Below are 13,629 nucleotides of genomic sequence, written 5' to 3' on the forward strand. Positions count from 1 at the left end.
TCACGGTTCAGGCGCGCAAGGCCCGGCTTCGGCCGGGCCTTGTTCTGTGGTCGCAGCCCGGGCAAGCGGAGCGCACCCGGGATTGCGCGGGAGCCCGCCAACGGCCCCGGCTGCGGGCCTCGCCCTCATCCGGCGACCCGCCTGCATCGTTCACTCGTCGGCGAACGCTTCCAGATAGGCCTGCATCGACGCCAGCGCGGTTTCCTCCAGCGCGATCAGCTCCTCGAACAGCGGGCGCTCGGGGCCGGCGTGCCTGAGCATCGCGCGCGCGGCCGGCAGGTCGTTCTCCAGCGCGAACGCCAGCGCCCCGACCACCTCCTGCGCCGTCGCCAGCGCCCGCAACTGCTCGCGCACCGCCGCGTGGCCCGCCGCCTCGTCCTGCGCCAGTTCGGCCAGCATCGCCGCCTCGTCCGCGCGCAGGCGGACCGGCTCCGCGCCGCGCGCCGCCTGGCTCGCGCGGATGCGCGCGGGGAGCGAGGTCTGCGCCCGCTCGTAGGCGTCGACCGCCGCGTGGATGCGCGCCAGCGCCTCCACCGCGGCGGGGTCCACGTTCTTGTCCTGCGCGATGGCGACGAATTCCGACTTCAAGCCGCACCTCCGGTCCGGGAACCGCGCGGCCGGCGGCCGGCGGGAGCCGACAGCATGCCCGACGGCGCGGCTGCCGTCCGCCGACAGGACCGTCGATGCACACGCGCGCTTCGCTGCGCGCGGTCGCCGCTCAACGCGCCGCGAAGCCCTGGCCGCCCACCGGCAGCGTCTCGAAACGCTCGCCGAAACCGGCGATGTGCGGCCGGGCGCGCGCGATCGCCGCCTGCACGGCCGGCAATCCGAGCGAGGCCTGATGGTGTTCCCGGCTTTCCCACACCTCGGTGACCCAGATCGCGTCCGCGTCGCCCGGATCCAGCGCCACCACGTAGCTCAGGCACCCCGGCATCGAGCGCGTGCCTTCCAGCAGCGCCTCCACCACCGTGTCGCGCTGTCCGGGCGTGGTTCTGATCTTCCCGATGAGTCCGTACATCCGCCGCTCCTCCCGCAGTCCGCCGCGCACGCTCCGCGAACAGGCGGCCAGACCCGCCACCGCACCGACCACGAATCCGCGCCGACTCACGTCCGTCATGCGCGGCGAGTCTCCTGTCCCGCGCCCGTGGTGTCACGCCGCGGTGCGGAAGGCGGCGGCCATCGGTGCGGCTGCACGCTCATCCGCGCATGCGCTGCAGGCGCAGCACCGGCACCACCAGCGCCAGCACCGCTCCGAGCGCGACGTGGCGCCAGAGCGGCACCTGCGCCGCCGATAGCGTCACATACGCGCCCAACGCCAGGTACCACGTCGCCATCACGACGCGGTTGCGCCTGGTCGGCGCGATCCGTCCCAGGAACACCCGCGGCGCGAACAGCGGCGAAGCGAGCCATTGCGGAACAAGCAGCGTCGCGACAAGCGCCATCGCGCCATAGACGGCCAGCAGCGTGCCCGCGCCCATCAACACCACGTCGAGTGCGAACGTCATCGTCTCCATCCTCGTCCTCCTCTCCTTCAGCACTGCTTGCATCGGCGCGAACCGCGCGCTTGCGCGGCGTACCGCGCTCGCCGGAGGGCGCGCCGATGCCGACGGCCGCGGGACGCCCGCCTCAAACCGCGCCGCGAAGCGGCACCGGCGCGAACGCGTGTTCCGGGCTCATGCGCTGCAGCCACGGAAGCCCGTGCGCCACCAGCAGATCGCGCACCGCCGACAGCGAGCGCGCCGCGCGATCGGGACCTCCGCCCACCGGCCACCACCTGTCCTTCGGCCCGAACACGGCCCCCACCAACGGCATCGCGGCCAGCCGCGGGTGGCGGGGCGCAGCGAGCATCCCCAGCCGGGACCTCCGATGGGGCGCGCAGTGATATTCGCGGGCGTCGACCGCGGCGACCCCGGGCGCATCCGCGGCGAGAAAGACGCCGAGATTCACCGTGAACCGCCCGGCGAGAGCGCGCTGACCGAGCTGGAACTCGACGAGCTGGGCCGCGCTGCCGTCCGCAGCCAGCCGCCGGAACGCGCGCCCCCGCCCGCGCCGGAACCCCATCCCGGCGAGCACCGGCGCGATCACCTCGCCCATCGCTTCGTCGAACGCGGTCACGTCGCTGGACCTTCCACGCTGCGCGCTCAATCCAGGAACTCCCACGTATCCGCGCCGTCGAAGCGCCGGACCACGACCGACTCGAGCAGGGCCGGATCGAAGTTGCGCAGATTGACGCCGTGCCGCGCGCCGGGCGTGCGCTCCAGCGGCTCCCAGTGGGTCACGATGCCGCACGACCTGCAGCGCACCGTCCGCAGCGTCCGGTCGCCCCACACATAGGACTCGGTGGCGTCCGGACCCGCCTCGATGATCACCGTGCCCAGCGCGTAGTAGGCCCACAGGCCTGCGGTGCGCCGGCAGAGCGAACAGTTGCAGCTCGTCGCCGTCGCCGGCGCGAACGGAAGCGTCAAGCGGACCGCGCCGCAATGGCAGGATCCGCGAAGCGGCGGCGTGGCGGTCTCGTCGATCATGGCGCGAAGCCCCGGTGCGGTGCTGCCGGAGCGCCTACCCGCCGCTGCGCGCAGCGCGGTCGGTGCCGTCCCGCGCCGGCCGCAGCAGCGCCAGCGCAGGAGGAAGGACGAGCCAGAACCCCGACACCGGCATCAGCACGATCCCCAGCACCGCCAGACCGAGCAGCGCCACGCCCAGGCTCCGGGGCAGACGCGCGCCCGAGCGTTCGACGGCCGAGACGGCAAGCCCGGCCGCCAGTGCAAGGATCCCGAACAGCAGGAACCACGCGGCCGCCGAATGGCCCGCGCCGCGAACGCCCGCGCCCCAGATGCCGTCGGACCACATCGTCCGATAGGTGTTCCCGAACAGCGCCAGCGCGACGCCCGTATGCAGCACGGCCACCGCAACCAGCCATCTGCCGATCCATCGCTTCATGTCGCGCATCCGCGGCGGGAATGCCGGCAGTGTATGTCACCGCGCACCGGGAGAGCGGACGCCACCCCGCGCCGCCGCGAACACCCGCATCCGCCATGCGCAAGCGCGGTCGCGACAGAAACGTCGCCCGGACACGGCCGCGGCCGCCTCCGGGAAACGCCCCGCCCCGCCCACATTCGTCATTCCCGCGCAAGCGGTGCCTTTAGCCCGTACGGCCGAACCCGCCGCTACATCGACGCCACCCGCCGGATGGCCGCGAGCTTCTCTTCGGAAAGTCCAGCCAACTGCGCTTCCGCGATGCGCCCAGCCCGCAACAGCCCGCCGAACAGCAGGATCAGTTGCGAGTACCGGAAGTCGTACTTCGCGTCGATGTCCCGCCGCGTCCGTCGCAGGTCGTCCTCGATGGCCCACAGATCGGCCGGCTCCGCGGCCGCGGCCGCCCTCCTCTTGAACTCGGCCATGACCTCGGCCAGTTCCTCGGCAAGCGCCATTTCGAACACGCGGCGTGCGATCTTCTTCTCGGACGGCGTCCAGTCCATCCTCGAAAGCATACCGAGGAACGGAACCTCGCTTCGGCATGCCGGCGTCCCATGCGCTGAAACCTGTCGAGCGCGTCCCGAAGCGGCGTCGCCCTGCGCGAATCGTCACCCCGCAGGCCTGTTCGACCCGGAAAGAGACTTCGGTGCCTTGCGCGCCCACGCGCTGCGCACCAGCTCCTGCACGAACCCCACCCTGGCCTTGGCGAGCGCGACGCGAACCCCCACGACCTTCCTGCCCCACCGCAGCGGCTCAACCACTTCCGGATGGAGAGCGACCGCCCTGTCCCGTTGCTCGTCGTCCACGAAGATATGGGCGAACTTCTGATCGGGCGTAACAGTCGCGAAGATCCTGCCCTTCACCCGGAACGAGCTGTACTGGAAATGCGGTTCTTCCGTGGCCGCCGGAAGCGAAAGCGCATAGGCTCGCAGTTGTTCGACGCGCATCGATCCGCTCCGCGCGGGCCCGAAGTTTCCTGATCGTCACCCGAATCAGCCCTCGCCGCGAAGCGGCGTGGACGCGGACGGGCTGTCAGGCGGCGCCTTCCTTTCATGCCACAACGCCACGAGCAGACCGAGCACCTCGAGCCCGCCCCCGCCGGTATCCAGCCAGCCCCGCGACGACAACACCATCCACAGCAGGCGGCAAGCCACGGCCAACACGAGCAGTACGATCGCCCAGCGCCGCCGCTCGAAGCCCAATGCGATTCCGGCAAGCAGATCGAGGACAGCGCACACCAGGATCGGAAGCTCCTGGCGATACTGGGCAAGCCACTCGGACGGCGAGAACCCCAGCCGGGAGACGGCGACGGCGATCCCGACAATCCCGAAGAACGCCAGCAGGCTGCTGATGAGAACGGCGAAGCAACCGTTTCGCGCATGCGTGCCCGATGCATACCGGTTCATGGGGCGATCCTCAACTGCACCGATGTGCTGCGCGGCCTGCCACTGGCCCTCCTGCGCAGGTGAGAGCGGCAGCGACCACCGGCGCTATGCCGCACTGCGAAGCGGCGTCGGCTTGGACGAACGGTTGGCGCCCAGCCACGCGAGCACGCCAACCGGGAGCAGCAGGATCCACTGCGGCAGTTTGAGGAACAGCCCCTCCCCCGGCTGGGTCGCTGCGACGACCAGGAAGACAAAGCCCGACGCAAGCCAGAGCAAGGCAACCAGCCGGACAGCGGACACCATGCCCGCTTGATGCGGTGGCAGCGACGCGCGCACCAGGACAAGAGCCGAGATGCCCAGCAGCGCCGACACCATGTGCCACGCGGCATACAGCGTCAGGCGCGGCTCGTCCGCGAGCCCCGAGGCCAGCAGGCGAGACGCCACATCCTTCCCGCCGGCGACGACATGCACGCCCGTGACGAAAGCTGCGAGGACGGACGCGAAAAGCAGAGTCTTGTTCATGGGCGCGATACCTGAATCAAGCCGCGCGAGGCGGCGTCGGCTTGGACGCACTGTCAGGCCGCGGTCGTAGCCTGACCACAAACACGGCCGACGCAATCGTCGACACCAGCGCAGCCACGCAACCCACGATCAATGCGATGCCTGCTGGTGATGCGAGCGATGCAAAAAGGAACTGCGCCATGAGGCCGCCCAGGCCGACGAGAAGCACGGGCTGAGAGACCAGACTTGCGATTCCGGCCACACAGGCCCAACGGTGTGACGGAGTGGCGCCCTTACGGCTCACAAGGATCGACGCGATTCCGGCAATGCCGGCGACCAGGCTCAGGGAACCGATCGCTACGAGAAGCTCCATATCTCCTCCGTGCCTCACGTTCGATTATGAGCGGTCGCTCGCCGGCGCAGTCGGCAAGCCATCGGCTCGATGAAAGGGCCAGGCGTCAGCAGCACGCCTCGGAAACTTCCACGATCAACCACCCCGATGCGACCGGACGAAACTTGATGGCGCCATTGCATGAAACGTCAGGCCTATATTCGACTGTCAGATCCGTGCCCACAACGAATACGGACGCGTCCCACGCGCGGCCCTCTCTCGGCAGAATCGCCTCTGAGGCAAGCGTAAGCGATCCGCTGGATCCTTCAATGTCTCCGACAACCGTTCGGACCAATTTCGGAGACGCTCCCATAAGTCGAGTCTTCGCGCCTGCCCCCTTCCCGCAAAAGTACGAATACGCGATGTCCTTCAGTTCGTCTGCGTGGTGCCCCTGCGATCGCTCCGCCAAAGCGGCTTCGATCCTGCGCCACTCCCCAGCACCGCACACCGCTTTTCCGACAGGGGATTCTTCGGCTGGCTCAAGCGCGTATGCTGCTGACCAGCCCCCAGCAGCCGTGCCACCAGTTACTGGGAGAGCCCGGGGTTGGAGGGTACTTCGGCTTGGCGGGTTTGGGTGTGGTGGCTGGCAGCGAACTGGGCGGGTGGGATGAGTCCGCAGCCGCTGGACGAGCACCTCTCGACCCTTCGCGCTCAGGCGCGCATTCTTCTGCATGGTTGTTCCCGTCGCGGATGGAAGCTGGGTGTTTGGCGACATCAGCTTCCCCTTCCGGTCTGAGGGGAACCACCTCTTGAAATGTCACAGCGCTCACTTCGTGCGCATCCAATAAGCGCAGCTGGGTCGCTTGTCGCGCACGCTTTGCTACGCGGCGCTGTACTTGGGTCTGCTAAAAATCGCGGGGCCGAAGCCCCGCGACTCTAAGAACAATTACAGGATATTGCAGAACCAGCCGAACGGGTCCCAAATCCAGAAGGCGCCACAATCCTGATTCGGTTCGTTTGCGAGAGCGACCCCAACATAGGTGGCAGCAATCAACGCCATCATGCCCGCTGCCTTCCAAGTCTTCTTCTTCATTCCATGCTCCTTGAAGTGGGCGAATGCCCAACGGGAATCTAACTGTGCGTCCAGGAATTAGCAAATGGGGCCTAACAACTGAGTTAAGCCGCGCCGCGAAGCGGCGTCGGCTTGGACGAATTGTTAGGCCTCACTCGCGGAGCAACTCGCGAGACTCGGCCTCCGCCTGCAACTGTCTCAAGCATGCCCGATCAATCGGGTCAGTGGCTGCGGCCATAGCCGACGCCACGACGCGACGCCCGGCAGCACTCCACAATTTTCTCGATGCTTCAGCACGCTCGCTCTGGAACCAGAACCAAACCTCGCCGTGGCCCTTTCCAGCATCTGGGCCAGCCAGCCCTCTACATGCCGACAGCGCCCGATCCAGTTCAGCGCGAGGAACGGTGGCACATCCTGCGCCCAGGAGGCCCAGTGCGAGCGTGAGTCCCCTCCACATGCGACACCCTTCCTGTGAGGCCTAACACCTGAGTTAAGCCGCGCCGCGAAGCGGCGTCGGCTTGGACGAATTGTTAGGCGCCAGCTCGGCATTGATGGACGCGGCAATGAGTGCGCCAACCAACTTATTGCCTTGAGTGTTGAAATGAAGCCCGTCGGGTAGCAACAGCTCACCTAGATCCGCGTCCGAAAGCTTCGCATGCAGGTCGTTGATGGTGAAGCCGTAGCGGGCCGCGAGAGTGCGGGACGCGTCGTTGTACTCGATCAAGTGGCGCAGGAAGCGCCGGGACTGCTTGTGCGAGTTATGCACCTGCTCCAGGAAGGGCGTGCTTGTGGCCCAGATGACCCTCGCTCCGCGACTGAACAAAAAGCCAAAGATGGAGTCCAAGTTGCGTTCGTATTCGGTAAGTGTGCAGACCGGCCGATCCAGACCCGGATCGTGACGTAGGTCGTGGAGCCCGCAGTTGATGTGCACAAGGTCTTTCGGGGTTGCTGGCGCCCATTCCTCGATTCCCGCAGCTACCTGACGCGATGACTCGCAATTGACCGATGGGCTGAGCAGGGAAACGCCGTCGGGAAGGAGCGCGCGGACGTGCCGCTCGGAGTTCATGCGAATCGAGTCACCCACTAGAAACACTCGCACAGCGAACTCTCCTCTGGCGCCTAACGCCTGAATTAAGCCGAGCCGCGAAGCGGCTTCGGCTTGAATGAATTGTTAGGCCTCTCCCGACGGAAAGGGACGAGTACCGCGACAGCGTGGATAAGTTGAACAACCGAGAAACTGTTTGCCGCGATTCTTGCCCCGCAGGGCACGTCTGATGCGCATCTCTGCGCCGCAAAGTGGGCAAGGCGGGAGACCGTTTTGGGGCGGCTTACTAAGTTCGTTGGGTGGTAGGGGTGGACGAATGTCTGGCTTGGAAGGTGTAGGCGGGAGATCAGCGCTTGAGGTGCTATAGAGGGAACCTCTGCGAAGAATGAGTAGATCGAGTAATGGCGAAAACAGAAAAATCAAAACAGCGCGGAAAGCCAGCTTTCTTTTTGCTGATGATTGGTACCTTTTTCGGAGATCGTTAATGTCCCGATTGGAAATCAGATGCGCTGTTGCTTTTTCTCTGTAGTAATTTTCATTGACGCCTCTGTGCCACGAGCACGTCCCCTTGCCGATGCTATCTGAAACCCACCCGTCATTGCACACCGTTACAGCATCGTAGTAGCCATTGGCGATATTTGACTTCGCCTCGGCGATTTGTATCGAATCCCTTCTAAGTTGCTCTGCAATGACCTGGGGTTGTGCCGAGTACCAATAGGCTAACCAGAGACATAGTCCCCAAAAGAAGTAGGATCTCAGTCGCCTTATCAGGTACTGCATATTGTCTACTCTGGCCCAGGGGTGTATCCGAGGTCCAGTCGAACGGACTCTACATATACCCAGACAGCGGGTAGGCGCACACCCGCCACGACAGGATCGGCGCTGAAATGGATGTATGCCGCAGAGCACAGTACCGATTCCAACGCCGCCGCAGTTGGCTCGAGCGAGCCACGCCGCATCTGACGCACGACACGACGAAGTGGCGCGGGAGGAAAGTGCCGGACAATGCTCCGAAACGCCGCTGCCAGAGCCAATGGCTTCAAGAAGCTGGTGCGTACCTCCGTGATCACGGAAGTGTCATCTTGCACGAGCTCCACTGCATCCATAGGCGCCTAACACCTGAGTTAAGCCGCGCCGCGAAGCGGCGTCGGCTTGGACGAATTGTTAGGTTTCTGCCTGCGCTGGCGCGCCAACGCTCCACCCGCCCATGCACCCAGCAACACTGCTGCCACGCCAAAAGGAAGAGACGGGAGTTGGTTGCCCAGGTACTCAAGCACCCCCATTGGCCGTGCCGGCTGCTGCATGGCGTAGCCCCACTGCAAGGTGTAGAGCACGGGAACAGCCCAGAGCACGAGAGCAATAGCGAAGAAGCGCCGGCCAGAAATCAGCCCGCCGCAGAATGCACCTACTAGCCCTGGGAGCGCCCAGATCAGTGCCAGAACCCAAACGTAGACCTCTTGCGAGAAGGCGCGGTATGCCGCTTGCCCAAGAGGGCCCGTCATCAGGTCAACAAGAGCGTAGATCGCTACTGCCGCCACCGTTCCAAGAAACATGCGCTTCACGGGCGACTCCTCCATGTGCTGAAACCTAACACCTGAGTTAAGCCGCGCCACGAAGTGGCGTCGGCTTGGACGAATTGTTAGACCTCATGGCTGCGCAAGCCTGAGCGCGGAGATCACGGCGTGCCCCGACTGGAACAGAGGGGCAAATGGATCGCGCTCTTCACCGAGATCTACTTCGGGCGCGCGGTACGACCGCAACCCGTCAAAAGTAAGCAGGAAGAACTGGGTGGACCCGCGCCCTGGAGGCGCAGTATCAGTAATTGGGGCGGCAGCGCTAGCGAATTGGTTAGCGCTGGCCAGGAAGTCGCGGCTCGCCGCCCGTACAGACTCATGCTCGCCGGCGCCGATGATCCCGCCACCGGTGCTGAAGTACAGGCTGGTGGTGCCATCTGCGAGAGCCACCAAGGTGTAGAAACCCCCGTCCATGCCCGTCTCCATCACGATGCCCCATACCGCGCCTTGAGAGTTATCGGAATTCAGCCCGATTTCGCCTGGCGTGAGGTTAAGCACCATGGAGCGCAGGCCCGACGCCATCTCCGCAGGCGGGGGCGACGGTGGCTGAGCGCCCGCATTGCCGAAACCGACGAGGGAGAGGAGGCCGGCAAGGATCTTTCGCATGAGGTCTAACACCTGAGTTAAGCCGCGCCGCGAAGCGGCGTCGGCTTGGACGAATTGTTAGGTGCCGCTCCTACTCGCTGCAGTCCTTGCGAAAGTCATTACGACCCAAGACTTCTACCAGCTTGAAACCGGGGTAGTAGCCACCTTCATCTTCTTCGAGAGTGCCCTTCTTGGCCTTGATGCTTGCGCCGGCAATGTAGTGACATCCGTCCTTTCTTGCCTGAGCAGCCATAGCAGCATCAAACCCCAGCTTCGCGGACTCGGCCGCGGTTTCGGTGAGGCCAATGACCACAGCTCCGTTCGCCACGTCTTGGCCCCAGTACTTGGCGAGGTCGTCACTTCCCATGAGCAGGTTGCACACGGGCTGATTCTGATCCGTAGTGAAGCAGTCGACCTCGGCGTTGATCTCGTACACCTTCCCATCGGCAGCGGACGCACAAGGCGCAATGAGCAGAGCAGCGACCAAGCCAGCCGTCTTACAGATGTTCGTCTTCATAACGTTTCCCCTGTGGAGTGAAATTCCCGCTAAAGCCTACTGGGTCCAAGCGGCATGACAACACGAATGCCACGCGCGAAGATTTAGCAGCGGCACCTAACACCTGAGTTAAGCCGCGCCGCGAAGCGGCGTCGGCTTGGACGAATTGTTAGGTGGCACCTTCGCCACCCGCTTGAATGCCAAGTTCCTTGAGCCAGAAGCCGACAACGGTAGGGCACTCGCTGAGCTCGACCACTTGGGACTCAGAGCGATCCACCACGTGTTGGTCCGAGCCGTTCGGATGATGCGACCACACCTTTTCACGGATCAACTGGCCGGCCGCCGCGTCCCATAGGTAGCGGGTTGTGACGGTTTGTGCCACACCGGCCTCGGCATTCTCGATCGTGTAGAACTCGCGATGGACCTGCTGCATGCGCGACGAACTCGTGCCGCCTAACACCTGAGTTAAGCCGCGCCGCGAAGCGGCGTCGGCTTGGACGAATTGTTAGGGGGCAAGCTTACAGGCCGACACAGGGAGCGGCCCATACACCTTCTGAGTCCCGGCAAAGCCGCCAAGTTCGATAACGTACGCCGCGCGAGACGCCGTGCTGACAACGAGCCAATGCGTGTAGCCATCTTCGATGTTGCCTTGATCTGACAGCAGGCGACCCGGGCGCTGGGCAAGTTCTTCGGGCAGCGCGGCCGCTACCGGCCAAGCTTGATTTACGCCGGTTGGCCGAACGAACGGCTGCAGCCGAGCCGCCGTACACTCGAGATACGGTGACGACTCCAACGGAATACCCGACGGAGCCGCTAAAGCGATTGCCACAAGCGCGTTGATCATTCCCATGCCCCCTAACACCTGAGTTAAGCCGCGCCGCGAAGCGGCGTCGGCTTGGACGAATTGTTGGGCCGCAGTGGAGTCAGCGGCCGTGTGCCTTAAGACCGTTGAAGAACGCACTTCGGACAGCCCACCGAACTGCATCATCCGTTCTGACACTTCTCCAGTGGTCCGGGTATCGCATCACGTCTCGGACCTCGAAGCGGTCCTCTTCTGGGTAGCGGACCTCGAGAAAGCCGATGCGATACAGGAATCGGGCGAGTGCGATCTCTGGATCGCCGTGTGAGACGCCTTTTTGCAGTCTAACTTGCCCGTTCCCGATCAACCCCTTGAGATGCTTGTAGAGATTCGATGCCACCCATTCGAGTGGTTTTCCTGTGAACGATTGCAGGCAAATGTCTAAACCAACGCAAAGCGAGCCGAACTCGGTTTTCAGGAACTCCAACTGATCGATTGAGTAGTTCCACTCGGCCTCCTCAATTACTGTTCCCGGAACCGGCAGTCGGTCTGTGCCATCCAAAGCAAACTTGATCATGCTGCGCAGGCTACGCGGGGTATACATCGATCTGCGCACAAAGTAGCTAAAGGAATCGCTTTCAGTTCTATTCTTTAGCTTGACTTCCGGTGGGAAGAACACGTGCCACATGTCGTCGAAGGGCACCCGAACCGATTTGGGGTTTACACCTAGCGCTTTACCAATAGCGAACTTCAGCCTTTGCTGAGTCCAGCGCCTTAAATCTCCTACATCCCAGTTGAGGTGAACGACCCCGCTGACTTTGTCTGAGTAGTGCCACCCCGGATTGATGTTCAGCCAAAGGTCTTGACGCATGAACAGGTGGACTTCACCTTCAGCGTTGCCGTGAGTGATTCGGTCTGCTGCCTCCACAGCGTCACGGACGAGTCCGATGCTTGTGGCGCCGCCCCTTTCTTGAAGATTGTCAAAATCATCGACATAAAGAACAAAGTTCGTGGCTGCTGCTACGCGTGAAATTCTTTCTGCGCTCTCCTTTTCTTGGCCTTCGTTTTCAGAAAGCAGCTTTTTCGCCCACGGGACCAGGGTCTTAACGGCGTCTACGATCCGTTCGCCGAAGTCCCGCTCTGTAATTCCTTGCGTCTTTGCCCACGCTCTAATTGCGATGTCGTCGTCGCTAGTAAGTAGCGTTCCACTCATGTGGCGGGCAAGGTGGCGCACGATTAGATCGGCGTAAATTTGCATCCAGTCGGCGACGGCGCCATAGCCGCGTTCTGCCGACTTAGCTAAGCGTTCGGAGTAGAAGGACGCGAGTTCGTCAGCCGAAACATCGATAATCAAAGTCTTAGTTTCTTTCTTGCGCTTCTCGGCGCTTGCAATCCGGACCGCTGACTTGCCTGCCCCTTTTCGTGCGACGGTTACGGTCGTTCCGCGTGAGGTTGCTTTGGCGAACCAGTCGGGTTGGACTAGCAAGTCGTCGTACCATCCTTCTTGCGAGGAGTCGCGCTCGGCGTTTGGGAATCCGATAAAGGAGGAGTCGCGATGCCAATGCTTCCTGACGAGGTCCACCTGGGATGGTGTTAATGACCGCACTTCCTCGTGTCTCATGTCTTTTCCCCACGCTGCGAAGGTGTCTGGCTGCGGCCCAACACCGGAATTAAGCCGTGCCGCGAAGCGGCATCGGCTTGAATGACTTGTTAGCCGTGGACGCTACGCCGAAGGCCGGCAGGCGTGCAAGGTGCGATGCGCAATGCAGAACCGGACAAGTGCCTGCCACGAGGCGAAGGTCGTGGTAGCCGAAGCGAGAACAACCGGGCGCGCACTGCGAAGTGTCCGCCGGGCGTGGCCGAAGCCGGCAGCGTGCTGGCCGACGCGAGGCACTGACCCGGGCAGCCGAAGCGAGAGTGCACACAACGCCACGCACGGCGCGCCCGAGGTGCTGGCCGAAGAGGCAGCGCGGCCGCAGGCAACGCGACACGGTGGCGACGAACGCCCACCGGAAGAACCAACGGCTAACACCTGAGTTAAGCCGCGCCGCGAAGCGGCGTCGGCTTGGACGAATTGTTAGGCGTTGGCCCGGGCTCAACCACCCTTGCGGCCGACGACAATATAGAAGTAGCCAGGGTGCAGCTCGCCAATCGAGTTGGGGGCGATCTGGTGCCGCTCGGCGTGAACGCCCCCAGCGGCAAGCGCTGCAATGAGTTCGTTGGTCTGCTGCCCGGTTGCATTTGCGGGAGTATGGATTGCAACCACTCCGGGCAAATCATTGAGCGACGTTCTGACGAGTTCCGGCACCGACAGGGCGCCAGCACGGAGGGCGTCCGCGATGTCACTACCGAAGTCGCAGCTTTCGCCATCCATCATGCGGCATGCCACCTTCACCGGAAGGGACCGTATGGCCGCCGCCGCATGCGCGATCGCGGTTACTTCGTTCGGCCCGATTCTGCGAGCAGCATTCTTTGTGCGGTAATCCTCTAGCTCAGCGCGAGCAGTACTTGCTTCGGTTCGCGCCGCATCAATTCGTGCACCGGTGATGGCGGAAGAAAGCTGCTTTTCTTTCCGCTCAACGTAGTACCGCGCTCCAGCGGCGATACCGCCCAGCACAGGCAGAATTACTGACACCCACAGGAGGATCTGGCTCCAGCGCTTCAGCGCCTCTATCGTCAATTGGTCGTCTGCCATCTTTCCTCCGACGCCTAACACCTGAGTTAAGCCGCGCCGCGAAGCGGCGTTGGCTTGGACGAATTGTTAGGCCTCACTCGCGGAGCAACTCGCGAGACTCGGCCTCCGCCTGCAACTGTCTCAAGCATGCCCGATCAATCGGGTCAGTGGCTGCGGCCATAGCCGACGCC

General features: G+C 63.6%; 20 protein-coding genes. All 20 read right to left on the reverse strand.

The features are described from left to right. Positions 1-150: 150 nt before the first annotated feature. The 20 genes from FQY64_RS11340 to FQY64_RS11430 all read right to left on the reverse strand — a co-directional run bounded on the left by FQY64_RS11340 (position 151) and on the right by FQY64_RS11430 (position 13,459). On the reverse strand, positions 151-588 hold the full coding sequence (locus FQY64_RS11340) for a hypothetical protein (protein ID WP_146474380.1): 438 nt from the start codon (positions 586-588) through the stop codon (positions 151-153). Positions 589-718: 130 nt separating this feature from the next. Then, a complete protein-coding gene (locus tag FQY64_RS11345; RefSeq protein WP_146474381.1) occupies positions 719-1,018 on the reverse strand; it encodes a putative quinol monooxygenase in 300 nt (99 codons plus the stop codon). Positions 1,019-1,196: 178 nt separating this feature from the next. Continuing rightward, complete coding sequence (locus FQY64_RS11350) at positions 1,197-1,505, reverse strand: hypothetical protein (RefSeq protein WP_146474382.1); 309 nt, start codon at positions 1,503-1,505, stop codon at positions 1,197-1,199. Positions 1,506-1,626: 121 nt separating this feature from the next. Further along, positions 1,627-2,115: a DUF4304 domain-containing protein gene (locus tag FQY64_RS11355; RefSeq protein WP_146474383.1), complete on the reverse strand. Its 489-nt coding sequence runs from the start codon at positions 2,113-2,115 to the stop codon at positions 1,627-1,629. Positions 2,116-2,141: 26 nt separating this feature from the next. Next, on the reverse strand, positions 2,142-2,525 hold the full coding sequence (locus tag FQY64_RS11360) for a GFA family protein (RefSeq protein ID WP_146474384.1): 384 nt from the start codon (positions 2,523-2,525) through the stop codon (positions 2,142-2,144). Positions 2,526-2,559: 34 nt separating this feature from the next. Continuing rightward, positions 2,560-2,940 (reverse strand): DUF6463 family protein, encoded by a 381-nt coding sequence (locus FQY64_RS11365; RefSeq protein WP_222431785.1) that lies wholly within the window; start codon positions 2,938-2,940, stop codon positions 2,560-2,562. A gap of 227 nt (positions 2,941-3,167) precedes the next feature. Then, positions 3,168-3,479 (reverse strand): hypothetical protein, encoded by a 312-nt coding sequence (locus FQY64_RS11370; RefSeq protein WP_222431786.1) that lies wholly within the window; start codon positions 3,477-3,479, stop codon positions 3,168-3,170. Between the two features lie 105 nt (positions 3,480-3,584). After that, positions 3,585-3,923 carry an MmcQ/YjbR family DNA-binding protein gene (locus FQY64_RS11375; RefSeq protein WP_146474387.1) on the reverse strand — a complete coding sequence of 113 codons (339 nt, stop codon included), beginning with the start codon at positions 3,921-3,923 and terminating at the stop codon, positions 3,585-3,587. Positions 3,924-3,968: 45 nt separating this feature from the next. Further along, the gene (locus FQY64_RS11380; protein ID WP_146474388.1) at positions 3,969-4,382 is read right to left on the reverse strand and encodes a hypothetical protein; all 414 of its coding nucleotides are present in this window, start codon (positions 4,380-4,382) and stop codon (positions 3,969-3,971) included. Between the two features lie 84 nt (positions 4,383-4,466). Next, positions 4,467-4,883, reverse strand: coding sequence for a hypothetical protein (locus FQY64_RS11385; RefSeq protein ID WP_146474389.1), 417 nt, complete (start codon positions 4,881-4,883; stop codon positions 4,467-4,469). A 16-nt stretch (positions 4,884-4,899) separates the two neighbouring features. Beyond that, the gene (locus tag FQY64_RS11390; protein ID WP_146474390.1) at positions 4,900-5,235 is read right to left on the reverse strand and encodes a hypothetical protein; all 336 of its coding nucleotides are present in this window, start codon (positions 5,233-5,235) and stop codon (positions 4,900-4,902) included. A gap of 904 nt (positions 5,236-6,139) precedes the next feature. After that, complete coding sequence (locus tag FQY64_RS14810) at positions 6,140-6,286, reverse strand: hypothetical protein (protein WP_186760962.1); 147 nt, start codon at positions 6,284-6,286, stop codon at positions 6,140-6,142. 469 nt (positions 6,287-6,755) lie between these two features. Further along, positions 6,756-7,331, reverse strand: coding sequence for an SGNH/GDSL hydrolase family protein (locus FQY64_RS11395; RefSeq protein WP_146474391.1), 576 nt, complete (start codon positions 7,329-7,331; stop codon positions 6,756-6,758). 105 nt (positions 7,332-7,436) lie between these two features. Further along, the gene (locus tag FQY64_RS15270; RefSeq protein WP_146474392.1) at positions 7,437-8,090 is read right to left on the reverse strand and encodes a topoisomerase DNA-binding C4 zinc finger domain-containing protein; all 654 of its coding nucleotides are present in this window, start codon (positions 8,088-8,090) and stop codon (positions 7,437-7,439) included. Between the two features lie 344 nt (positions 8,091-8,434). After that, positions 8,435-8,872, reverse strand: coding sequence for a hypothetical protein (locus FQY64_RS11405; RefSeq protein ID WP_146474393.1), 438 nt, complete (start codon positions 8,870-8,872; stop codon positions 8,435-8,437). Positions 8,873-8,956: 84 nt separating this feature from the next. Next, positions 8,957-9,490: a hypothetical protein gene (locus tag FQY64_RS11410; RefSeq protein ID WP_146474394.1), complete on the reverse strand. Its 534-nt coding sequence runs from the start codon at positions 9,488-9,490 to the stop codon at positions 8,957-8,959. 70 nt (positions 9,491-9,560) lie between these two features. Then, positions 9,561-9,986, reverse strand: coding sequence for a hypothetical protein (locus tag FQY64_RS11415; protein ID WP_146474395.1), 426 nt, complete (start codon positions 9,984-9,986; stop codon positions 9,561-9,563). A 148-nt stretch (positions 9,987-10,134) separates the two neighbouring features. After that, on the reverse strand, positions 10,135-10,398 hold the full coding sequence (locus tag FQY64_RS11420) for a hypothetical protein (RefSeq protein WP_146474396.1): 264 nt from the start codon (positions 10,396-10,398) through the stop codon (positions 10,135-10,137). Positions 10,399-10,888: 490 nt separating this feature from the next. Further along, positions 10,889-12,385, reverse strand: a complete 1,497-nt coding sequence (locus FQY64_RS11425) for a P-loop ATPase, Sll1717 family (RefSeq protein WP_146474397.1) — start codon at positions 12,383-12,385, stop codon at positions 10,889-10,891. A gap of 474 nt (positions 12,386-12,859) precedes the next feature. Next, the gene (locus FQY64_RS11430) at positions 12,860-13,459 is read right to left on the reverse strand and encodes a hypothetical protein (RefSeq protein WP_146474398.1); all 600 of its coding nucleotides are present in this window, start codon (positions 13,457-13,459) and stop codon (positions 12,860-12,862) included. Positions 13,460-13,629: the final 170 nt, after the last annotated feature.

Source organism: Vulcaniibacterium thermophilum (genome assembly GCF_007923255.1).
In the GTDB taxonomy this organism is placed as follows: Bacteria; Pseudomonadota; Gammaproteobacteria; order Xanthomonadales; family Xanthomonadaceae; genus Lysobacter_F; species Lysobacter_F thermophilum.